Raw genomic sequence first — 19,672 nt, 5'->3', positions numbered from 1 at the left:
GGGGTGGACATGGGCGACGCGGGGCTTTGGAATATCGATGAAGCGGCACGGCCCGCGCAGGTCGGGAAATATGCCGCGCTGATCTGCGCGGCGGGGCTGATCACCGCCGCGCTGCCCGCGGCCGCCTGGGCGCAGGCGACACCGCAAATCCCCACGCGCGAGGAGATCCAGCGCCCGACGCTGCCCCCCGCTGTCCCGCCCGCCGAACGGATCGTCGCGGCCGACGACAGCATCGAACGCGCGCCCTGCCCGCTCGCCGATCCCCAATATGCGAACGTCCGCATCGCGCTCCGTCAGGTGCAATTCTCGAGCGTCGAGGGGATCGACCCCGCCATGCTCGATTCCGCCTGGACCGACCGGGTCGGGCAGGATCTCCCCATATCGGTCGTCTGCGATATCCGCGACCGCGCCGCGACGATGCTGCGGTCGAAGGGTTATCTGGCCGCAGTCCGTGTGCCGCCCCAGACGATCGACGACGGCATCGTCCGGCTCGACATCCTGGCCGCGCGCATGACGCGCATCGAAGTGCGCGGCGATGCCGGCGCCAACGAAGGGTTGCTCCAGCGCTATCTGGCGCGGCTCGACGACCAGCCGGTGTTCAACATCCTCGACGCCGAGCGCTATCTGCTGCTCGCGCGCGACATCCCCGGCATGGACGCACGGCTGACGCTGCGCCCCGGCGCCAATCCCGGCGAGGTCGTCGGCGAGGTCACGGTCGTCCGCACCCCGCTGATCTTCGACGCCAGCATCCAGAATTTCGGATCGCACGACGTCGGCCGCTGGGGCGGCATCGCGCGAGCGCGCTTCGCCGGCATTACCGGCATGGGCGACCTGACCACCGCCAGCATCTATTCGACCGCCGACCTCAAGGAACAGCAGGTGGTCCAGCTCGCACATGAATTCCGCGTCGGCGGCGAAGGGCTGCGGCTCGGGGGTAGCTATACCTACGCGTGGACGCGTCCCGATCTGACCGGGCTCGCTATCAAGTCGAACACCCAGGTCGTTAGCCTCTTCGCCTCCTATCCGCTGACGCTGACGCAGGCGCACCGGCTGACGCTCGGCGGCGGGCTCGACTTCATCGACCAGGACATCCGACTCGGCGGCGTGCCGCTCAATCGCGACCGGCTGCGCGTCTTCAACCTGCGCGCCGACGCGAGCTGGATCGACCCGTCGTCGATCGCCGGGCGCAGCGGTTACAGCCCGTCCGAGCCGCGCTGGGCGCTTGCGACGTCGCTGGAGGCGCGCCAGGGCGTCAGCTTCCTCGGCGCCAGCGACGACTGCGGCCCCAGCGGCGTAGCCTGTTTCCTGCCCGGCGCGGTCCCGCTGTCGCGCATCGAGGGCAAGCCCGATGCCTTCCTGCTGCGCGCCAATGCGCTCGCCGAATGGCGGCCGGTCAAGGCGTTCACCCTGTCGGCAGCGCCGCGCGCGCAATGGGCGAGCGATCCGCTGCTCGCCTATGAGGAATTTTCGGGCGGCAATTTCACCGTCGGCCGCGGTTTCGACCCCGGCACGGTCATCGGCGACAGCGGCGCCGCGGTGTCGCTCGAGGCGCGCTACGGCTCGCTCGTCCCTGCCAATACCAAAAGTTTCGCGGTCCAGCCCTTCGCCTTCTTCGACGCGGCCTGGGTGTGGAACAAGGACAGCGCCTTCAACGGCCTCAACCCCCAGAAACTCTATTCGGCGGGAGGAGGCGTGCGCGTCACCTATGGCGACCTCGCGCGGCTCGACGTCACTTTCGCCGCCCCGCTCAACCGCCCCGCCCTGCTGGCCAAGCGGCCCGACCCCCGGCTGCTCGTCACGCTGACGACGCAGTTCGGCGTCCGGGCGCGCTGATCCATGACTTTCGAATCGAGGACAATTGCCATGCGCGCCACCTCCACCCCTTCGCCCGTCCGTCAAGGCAGACGGCGTCTGCTCGGCAGTTGCGCCATCGCGGCGGGCCTCGCCGCGCTTGCCTTCGGCGGCCCCGCGATGGCGCAGGTCGCCGGCACCGGACAGATCGTCAGCGGGAGCGGCACCATTTCTCCGCCCGACCCGCTCGGCCCCACCGCACCGCCCAATTCTACCCAGGTGCAGGTGACGGGTGCGGAGACGATCATCAACTGGACCCCCACCGACAACGCCCCGACGGGGGGTGCGATCGACTTCCTTCCCGCAGGCAACACGCTCGAATTCTATGGCCCCGGCCAGTACACGGTGCTCAACCGCTTCACCGACGCGAGCGGCGGGTCGATCGGCCGCCAGGTCGCGCTCAACGGCACGGTCAACAGCTATATCGGCTCGCGCTTCGCCACCGGCGGCAATGCGCAAGGCGGCAGCATCTGGTTCTACAACGCCGGCGGCGTGCTGATCGGCAGCACCGGGGTTCTCAACGTCGGCAGCCTGGTGCTGACCGCCAACGACATCGACACGACCGGAGGGCTGTTCGGCTCCAACGGCGAAATCCGCTTTCGCGGCGCCGCGGGAACCTCGACGGTCGAGATCGCGTCCGGCGCGAGCGTCAACGCCGCCTATCCGGGCAGCGTCCTCGTCGGCGCCAATCCCGGCGGCAGCTATGTCGCGCTCGTCGCGCCGCGGATCGTCCAGAACGGCATCGTCACCACCGACGGGTCGACCGCCTATGTCGCCGCCGAACAGGCCGACATTCGCATCAACGGCGGCCTGTTCGACATCAATGTCCTGGTCGGCGCGCAGGGCGGCACGGTCATCACCCACGGCGGACGCACCGTCGGCCCCGCGCACCAGCAGGGCGATAGCGATCAGAACCGCATCTATATGGTCGCGATTCCCAAGAATAATGCGGTGTCGATGCTGGTGTCGGGCCAGATCGGTTATGACGAGGCAACGACGGCGCAGACCGAACCCGACGGGTCGGTGGTGCTGTCGGCGGGCTATAACGTCAACGCCGGGACGATCGATGCCGCCCCGGCGAACGGCGTCGCGGCCAACATCACCCTCCACGACGTCTTCTTCGACAATGATACCGAAGCGCATGCCAGCGGCGCCTTCGTCGGCCAGCCGCTCGGTCAGATTCCGTCGGGGCCGCCCACTACCTTTTTGCCGGTCGGCCCCGGCCTGGTCGCGGTCGACGGCAATGCCACCTTCATCGGCGATGCCAGCGCGAGCCTGACCGTCGGCAATGGCGGCAGCGGGCAGACGATCGGCGCGACCGGCGACCTGACACTGCTGTCGGGCGGCGCCAATGGCGCGCCGGGGAGTGCGACGGTCACCGTCAATAACGGCGGCACCCTGGTCGCCGGCGGAACCCTGACGGTCTCCGCCGATGGCGCACTCGACGCGGCGACCGGCGACAGCCAGGGCGGCACCGCCAACTTTACCCAGAACGGCGGCGTCGTGTCGGCGGGCCAGCTTCGGCTCAGCGCCGACGGGATCGGCAGCACCGACGTCGGCAGCAGCACCGGCACCGGCGGCACCGCGACGATGAACCTGCTCGGTGGTACGCTCAATGTCGTGAGCCTCGTGGTGCAGGCCGACGGCGTCGGGGGCACGGGATCGGACGGCACCGACGACAGCTTGCCCCCGACCCCTGCGGGCGCCGGTGGCGCCGGACAGGGGGGCAGCGCGACGATCACTGTCGGCGGCACCGCAGCGGTCACTGCCGAGAATATGCAGGCCCACGCCGATGGACAGGGTGGCGCCGGCGGGGATTTCAGTGCCTTCGCGGGTGTCGGCGGCGATGCCGGCGCCGGCGCGAACGGCACCGGCGGCACCGCGACGATCAATATCGCCACCTCCACGCTCAATAGCGGCAGCGTGACCGCCAGCGCGAACGGTACGGGCGGCAATGGCGGCAACGTCTTCTCGTCGAGCAGCGGCGGCCCGTCGACGGGGTTGGGCACCGGGGGAACCGGCGGCACCGGTCAGGGCGGCACCGCGATGGTCAACACGAGCGTCGATATTCCCATTGCCAGCAACGCCCGGGGGCTCGGCGGCAATGGCGGCTTCGGCATCGCGGGCGGTGATGGCGGCAGCGCCGTCGGCGGGCTCGCCCATGTCATCGTCAATGATTTCGATGCGGGACTTGGCAACATGACCGTCGACGCCTCCGCCCAAGGCGGCAATGGCTCGATCTTTTCCGAGGCCGGCGCGGGCGGCGACGGCGGCGACGCAACGGGCGGCACGGGGCGCATCGAGGCGACCGGCCCCAACGGCGCCGTGACGCTGAACCAGTCGCAGTTCATCACTGGCGCAACAGGCGGCACCGGCGGCGATGGCGGTGCGGGCTTCTTTGCGACCTTCCCGGTCGGTCCGGCGGGCGGCCAGGGCGGCGACGGAACCGGCGGCACGATGGAAATCGTCGCCAGCAATGGCGCCACTGTCACACTCGGCAGCGATTCGCCGGGCTTCGTCCCGCTGGGCAGCGCGGGAACGGGCGGCGTCGGCGGCGCCGGCGCCTACAACGGCTTTGCAGAAGGCTCGGTCGGCGGCGCGGGGGGGGATGGCGGCGCCGGGGTTGGCGGCACCGTACACCTGCTGGCGAATGGCGGCACCATCACGTCGGGAACCGATACGGTCGCCATCGACGTCGCCGGCACGTCGGGAAGCGGCGGGGTTGGCGGTACCGGCGGCGCGACGGGCGGCAACGGTGCGGCAGGGAGTCAGGCTGCCACAACAGGCGGCCGCGTGGTCATCGAGATCGCGCCCGGAACCTCGCCAGGACAGATCAATCTCGGCGCCACCAGCCTGACCGCCAACGGCGACAACGCCGGGCGCATCGAACTGCGCGCGAACGGCGGCGGAATCAGCATGGCCAGCCTGACTGCGCAGGCGTCGGGGCTGGCCGATCCGACCAGCAACAACGCCGGAGTGGCGCCGGCCGGGATTTTCCTGGCCGCCAATGGCGGCGCGATCACCACCGGCGGCGACATGACGCTGACCACGGGCAGTTCGGTCGGCGCCTATAGCACGGCAAACGGGACGATCGGCGTCGGCGGCGCGCTGGCGATCACCGCCGGCGACCAGATCGACATTCGCCACGACGGCCGCACCGGCACCGCCGCGACCATCGGCGCCGACGGCAATATCACCGCCACCGCGACGAACGGCATAAGCGCGGCGACGGGCAGCCTGATCGACGCGGGCGGCACGTTATCGCTGACCGCCTCTGCGGGGCCCATCGCGGCCGACCGCCTGCACGGCGCCGACATCGTGCTGAGCAGCGGGGGCGCGACCACCGTCGAGCACGCCGAAGCGGACAATGATTTCATCGCCAACGCGGCGAGCTTCGCGACCGGGCTCAATTCGATCATTACCGGCGGCGACATCGACATTTCCGCCGTCGGAGCGGTCGACCTCGGCAATTCGACCGCGGGCGGCTATGTTTCGGTCCTTGGGGATTCCATCGACTTCAATGCGATCGACGCCGGGACGACGGTATCGCTCTATGCCGATGGCGCTGCTGCCAGCGGCATCACGGGCGGCGACATCACCGCGGGGGGCGCCATCAGCCTGACGGGCCAGGCGATCAACCTGTCGGGCACGGTCCAGACCCCGGCGTCGCTGTCGGCCTTTACGATCGACGGCGATCTCGCGATCGGCCTCGCCGATGTCGCGGGCAATATCGGGATATTCGCCAACGGCGACCTGACCGGCACGTATCGCGCCGGAGGCAACGTCAACCTGCGCGCGACCGGCAATGCGACGGTCGAAGCCGACGCTGCCGGCACCTACCTCAACCCGTCGGGCATCCCTTCGGAAGGCTATGTCTTCCTCGATGCCGCGGGCAATGCGACGCTGACCGACAGCAGCGCGGCGACGATGCTCGGCGTGCGGTCGGGCGGCGCTACGAGCATCACCGGCGGCAGCGCGGGCGAGGATATCTTCGTCCTCGCCGGAACCACCGCAACCCTCGCCAATCTGACCGCGGGCGACGACCTCGACGTGACGTCGGGCGGCGCGATGACGATCAGCAACGCTGCGACCCTCGGCACCGGCGCCGACGATCGCCGGGTCGTTTATGAAACCGGCCCCGCATCGGGTTCGAGCCCGCCGGTGACGATCCTGCAAATCCAGTCAAGCACCCCCGACCTGTCGAACGCCACCCTGTCGGCGCCGACCGCGACGATCGACGCAACCGACGTGACCGCCTTTTCCAACCTGACCGCGACCGCGGGCGGGACAGTGACCGGGGCGGGATTGCTGCAGTCGGGTCTCGTGACGAACATCAGCGGCAGCGGCCTGTCGCTCGAAGCCGTCACCGCGGGGACCGACGCCGTGCTGACCGCGACCTCGGGCGGCGTCACCGCCACCGGCGCGATCGCGGCAGGTCACGACGTGACGATCGGCGCGCCCGGCAATATCGCGGTCGCCGAACTCGGCGCGGGCGACGACATCCGTCTCGACGCCGGCGGCACGCTCAGCGCCGGGGCGGCCTTCGCCTATGGCACCGGCCTCGACAATGAAAGCGACGGCAGCAACGTCGTCGCAACCGCGGCCAGCACGCTGGGCTTTACCGGCGGCATCAGTGCGGCGAACGGCACCACGCTCACCGGCGCCTCGATCGCCGCGCAGGCGATCGACGCCGGCGGCGATATCACCCTCACGACAAGCTCTGGCGGCAGCGGCGCGATCGGCTTCACCGATGCGAGCGCGGGCGGCGATTTCCGGGCCACCGGCCAGTCGATCGCCTTCGCCAGCATCGATGCCAATGCGGTCGATCTCATCGCCAACGGCGCCACGGCGGGCGCCGCGGGTATCAGCGGCGGCGCGATCACCGGCGGCGACGACATCAACCTTTACGGCAACAGCATCGTCCTGACGGGACTGGTGCAAGCCAATGAAGACTTGTCCGCGACCGCCTTTGGCGGCAGCGCGAGCTTCGGCACGATCAATGCCATCGGCAGTGTGGACATCGACGCCGATGCCGACATCAGCGGTACCGTCCGCTCGACGGGCAATGTGACGCTGAACGCGGGCGGCAATGTCACCGGTTCGGTTCGTGCCGACGGCGGCGGCCCCGATCCCGACGGCTTCCCCTATGAAGGCAATCTGTTCGTCGATGCGGGCGGCAACATCACGCTGACCGACAGTGCGGCGGCGCGCCTGTTCGGGGTTCACGGCGACGGCAGCGTCTCCATCGCCGGCGCGACGGCGGGCGAGGATTTGTTCGTCAACGCCGGCACCACCGCGACGCTATCCGGCGTCACGGCCGGCGACGATCTGACGGTCGAGGCGGCCGGCGCCATCGCCGTTACCAATTCGGGAACGACCGGGGCCGGGGCCGACGGGCGCGAAATCTTCTATGCGCCCTGCTGCTCCAACCCGCTGTTCTTCGTCCTGCAAACGGTCGACGTCGGCCCCGATGGCTCGAACGTCGCGCTGACCAGCAGTGCCGGGAACATCGTCGCGAGCGACATCTCCGCGTTCAACGCGCTGACGGCGAACGCGGCGGGCACGCTTTCAGGAACCGGCTTGCTAAGCGCAGGCAACGACATCCAGCTCATCGCGGCCGGTGCGGTGGATATCGCCGACGCCGACGCCGGCAACACTCTGTCGATCGACGCCGCATCGATCAGCTTTAGCGACCTGTCGGCGGGCGACGGCACGGGACTGTTCGCCACCGGCGCCATCGCGGGCGGCACGATCACCGCCGGAGCCGATATCCAGCTCAGCGGCGCGAGCATCGTGGTGGACGGCATTGACGGCGACGGGTCGCTAAACGCGCAGGCGGCCGCCGGAGGCGTCGCCATTACCCAGGCCGACATCGCCGGCTTCGTCGATGTGGTCGCGACCGGGACCGTCGGCGGTTCCTATACGGCGGGCGGCGACATCCGGATGAGCACCACCGGTTCGATCAACGCCAGCGTCAATGCGCTCGGCGGCTATCTCGACCCGAGCACCGACACCCCGGCTGCCGGGAACGCCTATCTCGACGCCGGCGGCAACATCGTCCTTGCGGACAGCAGCGCCGCCGACATGCTCGGCATCCGCGCCGGCGGCTCGGCCAGCGTGACGGCGGCTTCGGCGGGTGAGGATGCGCTGGTCATCGCCGGCACGACCGCGAATCTGTCGGAGCTCAGTGTTGGCGACGACATCGACGTCCGCGCGGGCGGAGCGATCACCGCGGACGACGTTCGCGCGACGGGTGACGGGCCCGATGGCTTCGCGCTCTTCTATTCGTCCGGATCGGGCTTCACCATCGGCCAGGGTGAAGGCGTCTCGACGCTGGATGGCGCCGACATCGACCTTAATTCGTCGGGCGGCGCGATCAATGCGAGCGGGCTGTCGGCGGGCGACGATATCTTCCTCACCGCCGCGGCGGCGATTAGCTTCAACGGCGGCGGAACGCTGGGGCTCGGCGTCACCGGCGGCGACAGCAGCATCCGCACGCAAAGCGCGACCGCGACGCTCGGCAGCCTCAACGCCGCCGACGATGTCGTGGTGACCGCCACCGGCGCAGTCGGCGTTACCGCCCCCGTGACCGCGGGGCGCGACATCGCGATCACCGCCGGCTCGGCCGATCTCGCCACGTTGATGACGCCCGCGGGCGACCGTGTCGACACGCTCCGCGCCGTCGGCAATGTCGCGGTAACGACAACCGACGCCATCGATGGCGGCGCGATCGCCGCAGGGGGCAATGTCGCGCTCGATGGCGCAGGCGGGGTAACCGTTGACGCCATCGCCAGCCAGGGCACCACCAGCCTGACGAGCAACACGGGCGCGATCGGCGTCGGCAGCCTCGCATCGGACGGCGCGGTCGACGCGCAGGGCGACAGCGTCGAGATCAGGGGCAGCGGGGACCTCGTCTTCGCGAATCTGGTCACCGATGTCGGCGACGCCACGGTGCGGACCGACGGCAACCTCTCTGTGACGAATGGCGACGTCGCGGGGCTCGCCACGCTGGGCAGCGACAACGCGCGCCTGACGGTGACCGCGCTGACCGCGGGCGATACCCGGCTCGAAGCCTTCGACCAGATGGCGCTGACCAATGTCAACGTCGACGGCGATGTCTCGGTTTACGGCCAGTCGGCACTGCTTATCGACGGCGTCGTGACCGGCGAGTCCATCTCTCTCGCCTCGGCCGACATTTCCATCGGCTCCACCGCGCGCGTCGGCACCGCCGGCGTCACCGGAAGCCTGGGGATCACGAACAACGACAACAGCCGCCAGACCTTCATCGGCGGCGACGGCTCGGGCGACGGCTATAATATCGACGCCGGCGAGCTGAGCCGCATCTATGGAAGCGACGTCACCGTCCACGCATCGGCGGTCGACATGTCGAACGCCCGCTTCATCGGCAGCGGCCCGCCCGATGTCGTGATCGACGATTTCACGATGACCGCGGGCGGATCGACGTCGAACCTCGGCGCGAACGGATCGCTCACGATCGACACCGACGGAACGGCGCGGGTGATCGGCGACGTCGCGCTGACCGGCATGTCGGATGCCAATACGCTCAACATCCTGGCCGACGAATCGCTCGAGATCGTTCTGGGTGAAGGGTCGATCCGGCTGTCGGGCGCCAGCAGCAATGCGCCGGCGGGGATGCTCAACCTGGCATCGGAGGACGTCATCGTCGCGACCCTCGCAGCGATCGACGATGTCGCCGCGGCCACGACCACCGACGCGATCGAGGAACGGCTGGCGCAGAATGACGGGATCATAAGCGACGACGGCGCGCTCTACGCGGGCGGCATCAACGTCAGCGTCTTCAATGGCTTCTATGTCCAGAACAGCGGCGCGGGCACCGATTATGGCGAGCGCCGCGGCCTCACCTTCGGCGCGGGCGGTCTCAACGTGAACACCGAAGGGTCGGGAACACGGATCGTTATCAACGGCGTCCACCTCGGCCCCCAGGGGCCGGTGACCGGGCTCGACACCATCCCGTTGCTGACCGCCGGCGATTTCGATGAACGGTCGACCTTCAACGGCTGCGTGATCGCCAACACCGGCGCTTGCGCCATGGTCGTGGTCCCGAACGAAAGCGGCTTCCCGGTGCAGGATGTCATCGAAGAGGAAAGCAACGACGACGATGGCGACGGCACCAGCCTGCCGACGGCGCTGATCACGATGCGCGCGATCGATCCGCTGACCGGCGAGCCGCTGCTCGACGATCCGGTGACCGGCGCGGGCAACGACGATCTATGGACGCCCCCCGCCGAATAGGGGTTTCGGTTGACGGGGTGCCCTGGCGCAAGGCATGGGCGCGGCGATGACCGATGCCTCTGCCCCCGCGCCGCTGCGGCTGTTCAACAGCCTGACGCGCAGCCTGGAAGACTTCCGGCCCGTCCACCCCGGCGAGGCGCGCGTCTATTCGTGCGGGCCGACGGTCTATAACTATCCGCACATCGGCAATATGCGCGCCTATGTCTTCGCCGACACGCTGGGGCGCACACTGTCGTTCAAGGGCTACAAGCTCACCCACGTCATCAACATCACCGACGTCGGCCATCTGACCGACGACGCCGACGCGGGCGAAGACAAGCTGGAGAAGGCGGCGGCGGAAAAGGCCCAAAAAGGCGAAAAAACGTCGATCTGGGATATCGCGCGCCATTATACCGAGGCTTATTGGGCCGACGTGAAGGCGCTCAATATTCGCCAGCCCGCGCACTGGTCGATCGCGACCGACTATGTCCCAGCGATGATCGACTTCGCGAAAGCGATCGCGGACAAGCATTGCTACGAGCTCGACAGCGGCCTCTATTTCGACACCACGACCGTCGCCGACTATGGCCGCCTCGCGCGCCACGGCAGTGATGAGGGCGAAAGCCGCATCGACCCCGTCGACGGCAAGCGCCACCCCGCCGATTTCGCCATCTGGCGCAAGACCCCGCCGGGCGAAAAGCGCCAGATGGAATGGGATTCGCCCTGGGGCCGCGGCGCGCCCGGCTGGCACCTCGAATGCTCGGTGATGTCGGAGGCGCTGCTCGGCTTCCCCTTCGACATCCATACGGGCGGCATCGATCACCGCGAGATTCATCACCCGAACGAGATCGCGCAGAACCAGGCGCACGGCTGCTCGGCCGACAGCGGCGCACGCCTGTGGATGCACAATAATTTCCTCGTCGACCGCAGCGGCAAAATGTCGAAATCGAGCGGCGAATTCCTGCGCGTCCAGCTGCTGATCGACAAGGGCTACCACCCCCTCGCCTATCGGCTGATGTGCCTGCAGGCGCACTATCGCTCGGAACTCGAGTTTTCGTGGGAAGGGCTCGGCGCGGCGCTGACGCGGCTGAAGCGGCTGGTGATGGCCGCGGCACCGGCCCGCGAAGCCGAAGCCGCGCCGGTGACCGACCACCGCCTCGCCGACCTGCTCGCGCGCTTCGACGCGGCGATATCCGACGATCTCAACACGCCCGTCGCGCTGACGCTGATCGAAGACGTGGCGGCGATGAAGAAGGTCGACGCCGGACAGAAGCGCGCGGCGCTCGAAACGATGGATCGCGTGCTCGGTCTCGAAATCCTGACCCTGTCGCGCGCCGACCTTCGCATCCGCCCCAGGGCCGCGACGATCACCGAAGCTGAAATCGAAACCACGCTCGCCCGCCGCAAGGACGCGCGCGCCGCCAAGGATTTCGCTGCCTCCGACGCGCTGCGCGACGAACTCAACGCCGCCGGGGTCGAGGTGATGGACGGCGACCCGCTCGGCTGGGACTGGCGGCTGGAGCCATAGTTCCCCTCTCGCTTGCGGGAGGGGTCAGGGGAGGGCATGTAGAGCCAACCCGCAGCGGACGACAGGCCCTCCCCCGGGCTCTCCCGCAAGCGGGAGGGGAGATATATGACCATCACCGTCCTGTCCGGCCTGATCCGCCCGCTCGTCGAGAACCGCCTCCCCGACTGGGTCGAACCGCGCTTCTTCATGAGCAAGGAAGAAGCGATGACGCTCGCCCCCGAAGCCGAAATCGGCTGGTTCGACATGTACGACAAGAAGGACATGGCGGCAGCCATCGCCGCGGCGGCGAAGCTCAAATGGCTCAACTCGATTTATGCCGGGGTCGACGGCATGCCGCTCGACTTGCTGCAACAGCGCGGCACCGTCGTCACCAACGGCGCGGGGATCAACGCGATCACCATCGCCGAATATGTGGTGATGGGGATGCTGACCGTCGCCAAGGGCTATCGCGACGTCGTGCGCGCCCAGGAGCGGCGCGAATGGCTGATCGAGTCGCCCGGCAAGGTCGAGCTTTACGGGTCGAAGGCGCTGCTGCTCGGCTATGGCGCGATCGGCAAGCTGATCGAAGAGCGGCTGAGGGGCTTTGCGGTCGACGTGACGATCGTGCGCCGGTCGCCGGGCGCGAACAGCCTGTCGCCCGACCAGTGGCGCGCGCGGCTCGGCGAGTTCGATTGGGTGATCCTCGCTGTCCCTGCAACGCCGGAGACCGACGGCATGATCGGCCCCGCCGAGCTCGCCGCGATGAAGCCGAACGCGACGCTGATCAACATCGCGCGCGGCAGCGTCGTCGATCAGGATGCGCTCGTCGCGGCGCTCGACGAGCGGCGGATCGCCGCCGCCTTCCTCGACGTGACCACGCCCGAACCGCTTCCCGCCGACCACCCGCTGTGGAACCTCGACAATGCGCATGTCACCATGCACCTGTCGGGCCGCGCGCAGGACAAGATGTTCGTCCGCGCGGCGGAGCGCTTCCTCGACAACCTCTCCCGCTGGCGGCGCGGAGAGCCCGTCGCGCCGCAGGTCGACCTGACGCTGGGTTATTAGACCGGCCGCTCGGCCTTCAGCTCGCGCACCAGCGGTTGCAGCCGCTCGTCATATTTGGCGAGCATCGTGTGCCCACCGGCATGATCGTAGAAGCTGACGAGTTCGCGCCCGTTCCAGTGGTGGAGCGCATAGGCGGGGTCCTCGGCGACGATCATCGGGCGGTCGTCGGGGCGATCCTCGTCGATCGGGCGGAGATCAAGCGACACTTGCGGAGCGGTCGATGAGCAGATCGCGACGGTGCGGCCTTCCCAGGCGACGGTGACGCTGCGGTGGAGATGGCCGCAGATCAGCCCGCGTACCTGGAGATGGCGCCGCACGACCGCGGTGAAGCGATGAACCCAGGGCTCGTCGCTGTGCGTGTTCATCCAGTCGATGCCGCATTCGACCGGGGGATGGTGCATCACGATATAGGTCGGCTTCGCCGCATCCTTCGCCAGCTCGGCGTCGAGCCACGCCGCGCGCGCGTCGCAAAAGGCGCCGCCGTGGCGCCCCTCCTCGAGCGTGTCGATCGTGACCAGCCGCAGTTCGGGGAGGTCGATGCTGTACTGGATGAAGCCATTGCCGTCGTCGAAGCCGGGAAAATGATCGCGAAAATTGTCGCGCAGGTCGTGATTGCCGACGCTCGGCCACACAGGAAAGGGACAGCGCGAAAAGGCGGTCGCGAGGCGGCGGTAGCTTGCGGGATCGCCACGGTCGGTGATGTCGCCGGTGGCGAGCAGCAGGTCGGGCCGGTTGGGGCCCTTCATCAGCACGTCGAGCACCTCGTCGAGGCGCTTGCGGTTATATTCGGCCGGATTGTCCGGATCGAAACCGATATGGATATCGGTGATCTGGGCGATCAGCATCTCCGTCCCCTGCTCCGTGCCGGCGCGCCGGCCGGCCGATGATTAGCCACCCCCTCGCGTCCGACTCAAGGCCGGGGCGCGCCATGTCGCATCGTAAAGGTCCCGGCGTTCGAGCCCTGTGATCTGGCGCACAGCATAGACGCCGTGCGGCGGCCGATCTGTGATGGCGGTCACAGCCTTGCGACGCTGGCGCTCGGGCACCCAAGGCTTGCCGCCGTCGTCATGATATTCGTGGCACATCGCGCAGGGCGAAGCGGTCGCGGTCTCGACCTTGGCCGTCGCCAGCCGCGCGCCATCGCCGCCGACGTGGCAGGTTCGGCACTGCGCGAGCCCCGGCACGAGCAGCTCGCTCGCCTGCTTCGATCCCTTTGCGGCGGTGTGGCAGTCGGCGCAGTCGGTTTCCTTGTGCGCTGCATGATCGAACCAGCCCTTTTCGAGGAAGCGCGGCGTCTGGTGCACCGCCATCACGCGCCATTTGTTGCCCGACTGCGGCGCGAAGATGGTGTGGCAGTCGTAGCAGGCGCCCCCCTTCGAGAAGACCGCGCGCACCGCATCCTCCGCCCGGCCCGGGCGCACCGCCGCTTCGCGGAAATAGATGTTGTAGACCTGCCCCTCGGCATATTGGCCCGGGCGCCGGCGCGCCATGCCGCCGAGCTGGAGCGGCCGCGCCGGCGGGGTCGAGCGATAATAGGCATAGAGGTCGGCGACGACCTGATCGGGTTCGCCATGGCGGAGCGTGCGGGTGACATTGCCCACGGTCTCGAACGCGAGGCTGTGGCACATCGCGCAGTCACGCTCCATCGCCACCGGCGCGATGCGCACGCCGTCGGCCTCGGGCCGGTGGCAATTTTCGCACTCGAGCTTTTGCCCGAAGCCGAAGCGGCCGCGGAAGCTCGTCGCCATGCGCGCGACGCCGCCCCCGGCCTGAAGGTGAAGGTCGTGCGGGAATTTGAGGCCGTCATGATCGAGAGCGGGCTTGCCTGCCATCGCGCGCATCGGCCTGGCGCCCGGCGCGGCGCGGACGAGCGGGCGGAAGCCGGGATGGTCGGTGCCGAAATCGCCCGCGTCGGCGACGCTCGCCTTGAACCCCGCGGCCGTCAGCCGCGCCGCCATGCCCGTATGGCAGTCGGCGCAGAAAGCCTGTGGCGTCGCGGGCATCGGCCCCGCGCCCTCATGCTCGGTATGGCAGCTGACGCAGCGCCCCTGCGGCTTGTTGAACGCCTTGGCAAAGCCCGCCAGCACCGCCTCGCCCATCCCCGGCGGCGCGCGCGCGGCGAGCAGCATCGCGGTCGGAGCGCCGGCATGGCTCGCACTCATCGCCTTGTGCTCGCCGGTATGGCAGCCGACGCACGCCTTGTCGGTGACCGCGACGAAGGGTTCGACATGGCAGGCTTGGCAGTCGTTCTTCAGATTCGCATGCGCGCTCGACAGCGGCCCCGACAGCCAGGCGCTGTCGGCGTGATAGCCCTGCGGCCGTTCGTCGACGCCCTTGTAGCTGTGCCACGCCCAGATCGGCCCGATCAGGAAGGCGAGCAGCACGAACAGCGCGAAGGTCCAGGCGCCGACGCGCTTGCCGGGCATGGTGCCCGCGAGGGAGAAGGCCTTGGCCTCGTCGACATCCTTTGACGATTGCGACAGCTCGTCGATCCGCTCGACGAGCAGGATGATAGTCTCGCCCTCGCGCGCGATCGTCAGCCGGTGGCCGCCGAAGCGCAGCTCGGCGCCCGCGGCGCTGTCGATGTCGGCGCTGTCGAGCGTCCGCCCGTTGAGATCGAAGCCGAGCCCTTCGAGCGCGGCGATGCGCACGTGCCGCCCGTCGGCGCTCGCGATCGTGGCGTGATGCGGGTTCACCGCGAGATCGGCGATGTGGATCGCGTTGCCGCTGTCGCGCCCGAGCGAAATCGTGTCGCCCGGCAGCGCGAGGTCGCGGACGATCTGCTTGCCCGTCTTGGTCGTCGCGATGCGGCGCAGGATGAAGCTCATGACGTCGCTCCCCCAGCCGCAGACGCTTCAAACCCCCATGTTCGCATCCCCGAGCCAAGACGAGGGGCTCGTTCGAGCGAAGCGAGAACCGCAACACCGCAGCCTCGACTTCGCTCGGCTGGCCCCCTCGTCTTGGCTCGGGGATGCGGGGTTGGAGGCTGGTGTCTCATTCCGCGCCTACCAATAGAAGAAGACGCTGATGATGTGCGCCGACAGCGCCGCGATCAGCGCGAAGGTCAGCGGCACATGCACATAGAGCCAGATTTCGAGCAGCGCGCGCAGCCGGAGATGCTCGCGCAGCCGCGCCAGCGCCGCTTCCTTCTGCGACAGCAGCGCGATCACCTTCGCGCGCGCCTCGGCATCGCCGCCCAGGGCTTCGGCCAGCGCCGCGCGCGCCGCCGCGGTCGCGCGGTTGGGATAGCGCCCGGTCAGCCGTGCCGCGATCCCGCCGGCGAAGGGATCCTGTTCGAGCGAGGCGAGAACCGGCGCCGCCTCGTCCGGCGGCAGCGGCTGCGCGGCGGCGTGGAGCTGGCGGTCGAAGGCGCGGATCGCCTCGAGCATCTGCATCTGCGTCATCTGCTCGCGATTGTTCGACAGCGCCTGCGGCAGCAGCGCATAGACGGCGACGCCATAGAGGCCCGAGAGGATCACGAGCATCATCAGCGCCCAGGCGAGCGTGTGGACATTCCAGCCGAGCTGGAAGCCGGTGTGCCAGGTACCGATGACGATCAGGCTGAGCCCCAGATAGACATGCGCCGAGGTCCACGCCTTCAGCGACCAGAAATCGCTCGTCATCCGGCGCTTGCGATAGCCGAGCGCGGTGAGCCAGAGGATCAGCAGCGCGCCGATCGTCCCGAGCGTATAGCCGTACCAGCTGCCGCCATTGGGCCGCGGGGTCACGTCGATCAGCGTATAGGAGACGATGACGAGCAGGCAGAGCCCGCCCGAGATCTTCGCCCAGCGGAAATTGGCGTGGCGCAGGAAGCCTTCGTGCCGCCGCTCGCGCACCCGCTCGGTCTGCGTCGCTTTTGCGCGCCGACGACGAAAGAGCGTCGCCATCAGCCGGCGTCCTCTTCGAGCCGCGCGATCGACAGAAACTCCTCGGGCGACACGCGGATCGCGGCGCCGGTGGGACACGCCCGGACGCAGGCGGGACCGCCCGCCAGCCCCTTGCACATGTCGCATTTGACGGCGATCTTCTTCGGCTTCTTGCCTTCGGGCATGTTCGCCTTGGTCCATTTGGGCGATGGCTCGCCGGGCCCCGGCCCACGCCCCAGGAGCAGCCAGCTGAGCAGTCCCGGTTTCGGCGGCGGCGCCGCCTCCATGCGGATCACGCCATAGGGACAGTTGCGCATGCAGTTGCCGCAGCCGATGCAGCCCTCCTCCATGAACACCTCGCCGTCGGGGCCGCGGTGGATCACGTTGGGCGGGCAGTCGGCCATGCAGTGCGGATGCTCGCAGTGGCGGCAGCTCGTCGGAACATGCAGGTGCGCGAAGGTCTTGCCGGCCTCGCGGTCGAGCCGCGACAGGCCCTCGTGGCTGTCGGCGCACGCCTTTTCGCAATTGTCGCAGCCGACGCACAGATTCTCGTCGATCAGCAGCGCGTCGGTCGCCTCGCCGAGCCCCTCCTTCATGATGAAGCTCGCGGTGTCCGAATAAAGGTCGACCGCGCTCGAATAGCTCGCCTTGCGCGATTCGATGAAGCTGTTCATCTGCGCGCGCTCGGCGACCGCCTTTTCGGTCGCCTCGCGCACCTGCGGCCGCGCCGCGAGCATCGCCTGGAACCCCGCGCCGGTCAGCTTGATCACCTCGCTGCCGACCGCCGCCTTCACCGTTGCGTTGCGGGGCGCGCCGCTCAGCACCGCCATCTCGCCGAAATAGCTGCCGGCGGGCAGGTAGCGGAGGAAGATCGGCTTACCGCCGATGCCCTTCTCGACCACCATCGACCCCGAGCGGACGACATAGACGTCGTCGCCCTGATCGCCCTCCTCCAGCACCGCCTTGCCTGCGGGAACGCGGATAACCTCGGCGCCGTCGACGACGGGCGCGAGATCGTCGACGGTCAGCCCGCCCTTGAATATCTGGAGCAGCTGGCGTTCGAGCGAGATGCGCTCGATCACGCGCTTCGCGCCCGGCACTGCCCCCATCAGCTTGAGCGCCGCGGTGCGCGACACCTCGACGAAGATGCTGTCCTCGCCCGCGCGGATCGTCGCGCCGCGCTTGCGGCCCGAGATCAGCCCGACCTCGCCGAAGATCGACCCCTGCTCGATCGGCACCGTCACCCCCGGCGCGACCTCGACCAGCGCCTCGCCGTCGGCGATCGCGAACAGCGACGATCCGGGCTCATCCTTTTCGAACACCACCTCGCCCTTGGGATAGAAGGCGACCTTCGAATCGAGCATGAACTCGCGCATCTGCAGCGGCGACACATCAGCGAAGATGCGCACGCGCGTCCGCAGGAATTCGAGCCATTCGCTGACCGATTTCCGCCCCGGCAGGCCCGCGAAGATCGCCGCCAGATCCTTTTCGTCGGCGGGGGTCAGCGCGGCGTTGCCGTTCAGGAATTCGACGACGTCATAGCCCTGGTTCATGCAATGCTTGATCAGCGGATAGCCCGCGAGCGCGCCGATGACATAGATGCCCGGCACCACCGTTTCGAAGGTCGGCGACAGCTTCGGAAAGGCTTCGCGGTCGGGGCCTGTGAATTCGATCCCCATCGATTCGACGAAGGCGCGCGGCGCGACCGAGCCGAGGCGCGCGACGATGACGTCGCACTGGATCTTCTCGTCGCCGGTCGGCGTCTCGAGCGTCAACCAGCCTTCCTCGACCAGCTTCGGCTGGGTTTCGGTGCGGACGCTGATCGCGCCATTCTCGCCCGCTTCCATCAGATCGGAGACATTCTTGGCCTTGGCGCGTGCGAAATCCTTCGATCGATTGAGGATGGTCACCCGGTTCTCGAGCGCCTCCTCGGCGACGCCGAGCGCATTCTCGATCCCCGCGTCGCCCGACCCGACGACGGTGATATGCCGGTCCTTGAAATCCTCTGGGTCGTCGACCTGATAGATGATGTGCGGCAGGTCGTTGCCGGGGCAGCGCATCCGGTTCGGATTGCCCTGCGTCCCGATCGCGAGCACGATCGTCTCGGCGGCGATCGCATCACCCTTCGCCGTCTTGATCTGAAAGGCCCCCTTCGCGCCCGTCACCTCGACGACCTCGGCGCGATAAAGGATGTTCACCTTGTTGGTCGCGGCATCCTCATCCCAGATGCCCAGAATCGCCTCGCGCGAGCCTTCGTCGAAGCGGCAGTCGGAGCGCAAGTCGAGGCGATTGGGCGTCGCCATGACATGCTTGCCCTTCTGATATTTGAAGATGGTATCGGAAAGATGGTCGGTCTTTTCGAGCAGCACGTGACTCAGCCCGAGCTGCGCCGCGCGCGCGGCGGCGCTGAGCCCGGCCGGGCCCGACCCGATGATCGCGACCTTGACCAGCTCGCTCATGCCGCGAACGCCATGACGCAGGCCGCGCTTCGCGACCGATTCCAGTGGATGCAGACAAACGCGCGCACGGGCATCCTACCCCCCATCGCCAGCCCCCGGCGATCAATAACGGATGCGACCCGGACTTATGTCCTGGATGCGAAGCTATGCCCTTGAAAGCGGGAGGAGGTCAACTGGTGACGAAGCGAGCAAAATCCCCGTCGCATTTCGAACTGCGTCATCACCCGCGTCGCCGGCGCTAACGCGCCGGCCGTACCTGATTGTCGACCCCGCTCACCGCGAGGCGCGGCTTGCCCTTTCCGGCCACCCGCCAAGTCACGACATTGTCGACGCCTGACACGCTGAGCGGGGCGCCGGGGCGCAGCGTGATGCTGATCTGATTGCCGACGCCGTTGACGGTCAGGCCCGGACAATCGCCGACGAAATCGATATGGTTGTCCGAACCCGACACCTGAGCGGGCTGCCCGCCGCAGTCGATCCGGTGCGCCTGATCGACTCCGCTGACGGCCGCGCCGTCGCGCGTTCCCGTGCCGTTGTTCCGCTGAGCGGCAAGCGGCGCGGCGGTGAAGGCGAGGCTGGCAGCCAAGGCGGGAAGCAGATATTTCGCGGCAGCATGATAGCGGAACAAGGTCGTCTCCTTCGTTCCCCGCCCCGAAATTCCCTTCGCGTTC

Annotated in this window: 9 protein-coding genes; 4 read left to right on the top strand and 5 right to left on the bottom strand. The window is 68.4% G+C overall.

Features of this window, described 5'->3' with window-relative positions:
* Nucleotides 1-9 precede the first annotated feature (9 nt).
* The 4 genes from ACOTSS_RS03210 to ACOTSS_RS03195 all read left to right on the top strand — a co-directional run bounded on the left by ACOTSS_RS03210 (nucleotide 10) and on the right by ACOTSS_RS03195 (nucleotide 12,676).
* Nucleotides 10-1,833 (top strand): ShlB/FhaC/HecB family hemolysin secretion/activation protein, encoded by a 1,824-nt coding sequence (locus ACOTSS_RS03210; protein ID WP_448690100.1) that lies wholly within the window; start codon nucleotides 10-12, stop codon nucleotides 1,831-1,833.
* A 30-nt stretch (nucleotides 1,834-1,863) separates the two neighbouring features.
* On the top strand, nucleotides 1,864-10,125 hold the full coding sequence (locus tag ACOTSS_RS03205) for a beta strand repeat-containing protein (protein ID WP_448690099.1): 8,262 nt from the start codon (nucleotides 1,864-1,866) through the stop codon (nucleotides 10,123-10,125).
* Nucleotides 10,126-10,171: 46 nt separating this feature from the next.
* A complete protein-coding gene (gene cysS, locus ACOTSS_RS03200) occupies nucleotides 10,172-11,632 on the top strand; it encodes a cysteine--tRNA ligase (protein ID WP_448690098.1) in 1,461 nt (486 codons plus the stop codon).
* 105 nt (nucleotides 11,633-11,737) lie between these two features.
* Nucleotides 11,738-12,676: a D-2-hydroxyacid dehydrogenase gene (locus tag ACOTSS_RS03195; RefSeq protein WP_448690097.1), complete on the top strand. Its 939-nt coding sequence runs from the start codon at nucleotides 11,738-11,740 to the stop codon at nucleotides 12,674-12,676.
* Here the strand turns inward: ACOTSS_RS03195 and ACOTSS_RS03190 are convergent.
* The 5 genes from ACOTSS_RS03190 to ACOTSS_RS03170 all read right to left on the bottom strand — a co-directional run bounded on the left by ACOTSS_RS03190 (nucleotide 12,673) and on the right by ACOTSS_RS03170 (nucleotide 19,629).
* Nucleotides 12,673-13,521, bottom strand: coding sequence for a phosphodiesterase (locus ACOTSS_RS03190; RefSeq protein ID WP_448690096.1), 849 nt, complete (start codon nucleotides 13,519-13,521; stop codon nucleotides 12,673-12,675). The genes ACOTSS_RS03195 and ACOTSS_RS03190 overlap by 4 nt on opposite strands.
* A 42-nt stretch (nucleotides 13,522-13,563) precedes the next feature.
* Nucleotides 13,564-15,504 (bottom strand): cytochrome c3 family protein, encoded by a 1,941-nt coding sequence (locus ACOTSS_RS03185; RefSeq protein WP_448690095.1) that lies wholly within the window; start codon nucleotides 15,502-15,504, stop codon nucleotides 13,564-13,566.
* Between the two features lie 177 nt (nucleotides 15,505-15,681).
* Nucleotides 15,682-16,563, bottom strand: coding sequence for a hypothetical protein (locus tag ACOTSS_RS03180; protein ID WP_448690094.1), 882 nt, complete (start codon nucleotides 16,561-16,563; stop codon nucleotides 15,682-15,684).
* Complete coding sequence (locus ACOTSS_RS03175) at nucleotides 16,563-19,001, bottom strand: FAD-dependent oxidoreductase (RefSeq protein ID WP_448690093.1); 2,439 nt, start codon at nucleotides 18,999-19,001, stop codon at nucleotides 16,563-16,565. The genes ACOTSS_RS03180 and ACOTSS_RS03175 overlap by 1 nt, the downstream gene beginning before the upstream one ends.
* Nucleotides 19,002-19,239: 238 nt before the next feature.
* Nucleotides 19,240-19,629, bottom strand: coding sequence for a DUF3060 domain-containing protein (locus tag ACOTSS_RS03170; RefSeq protein ID WP_448690092.1), 390 nt, complete (start codon nucleotides 19,627-19,629; stop codon nucleotides 19,240-19,242).
* Nucleotides 19,630-19,672: the final 43 nt, after the last annotated feature.

The sequence above is a fragment of the Sphingopyxis sp. NJF-3 genome, assembly GCF_053514865.1.
This window is presented reverse-complemented; position numbering and strand designations above follow the sequence as displayed.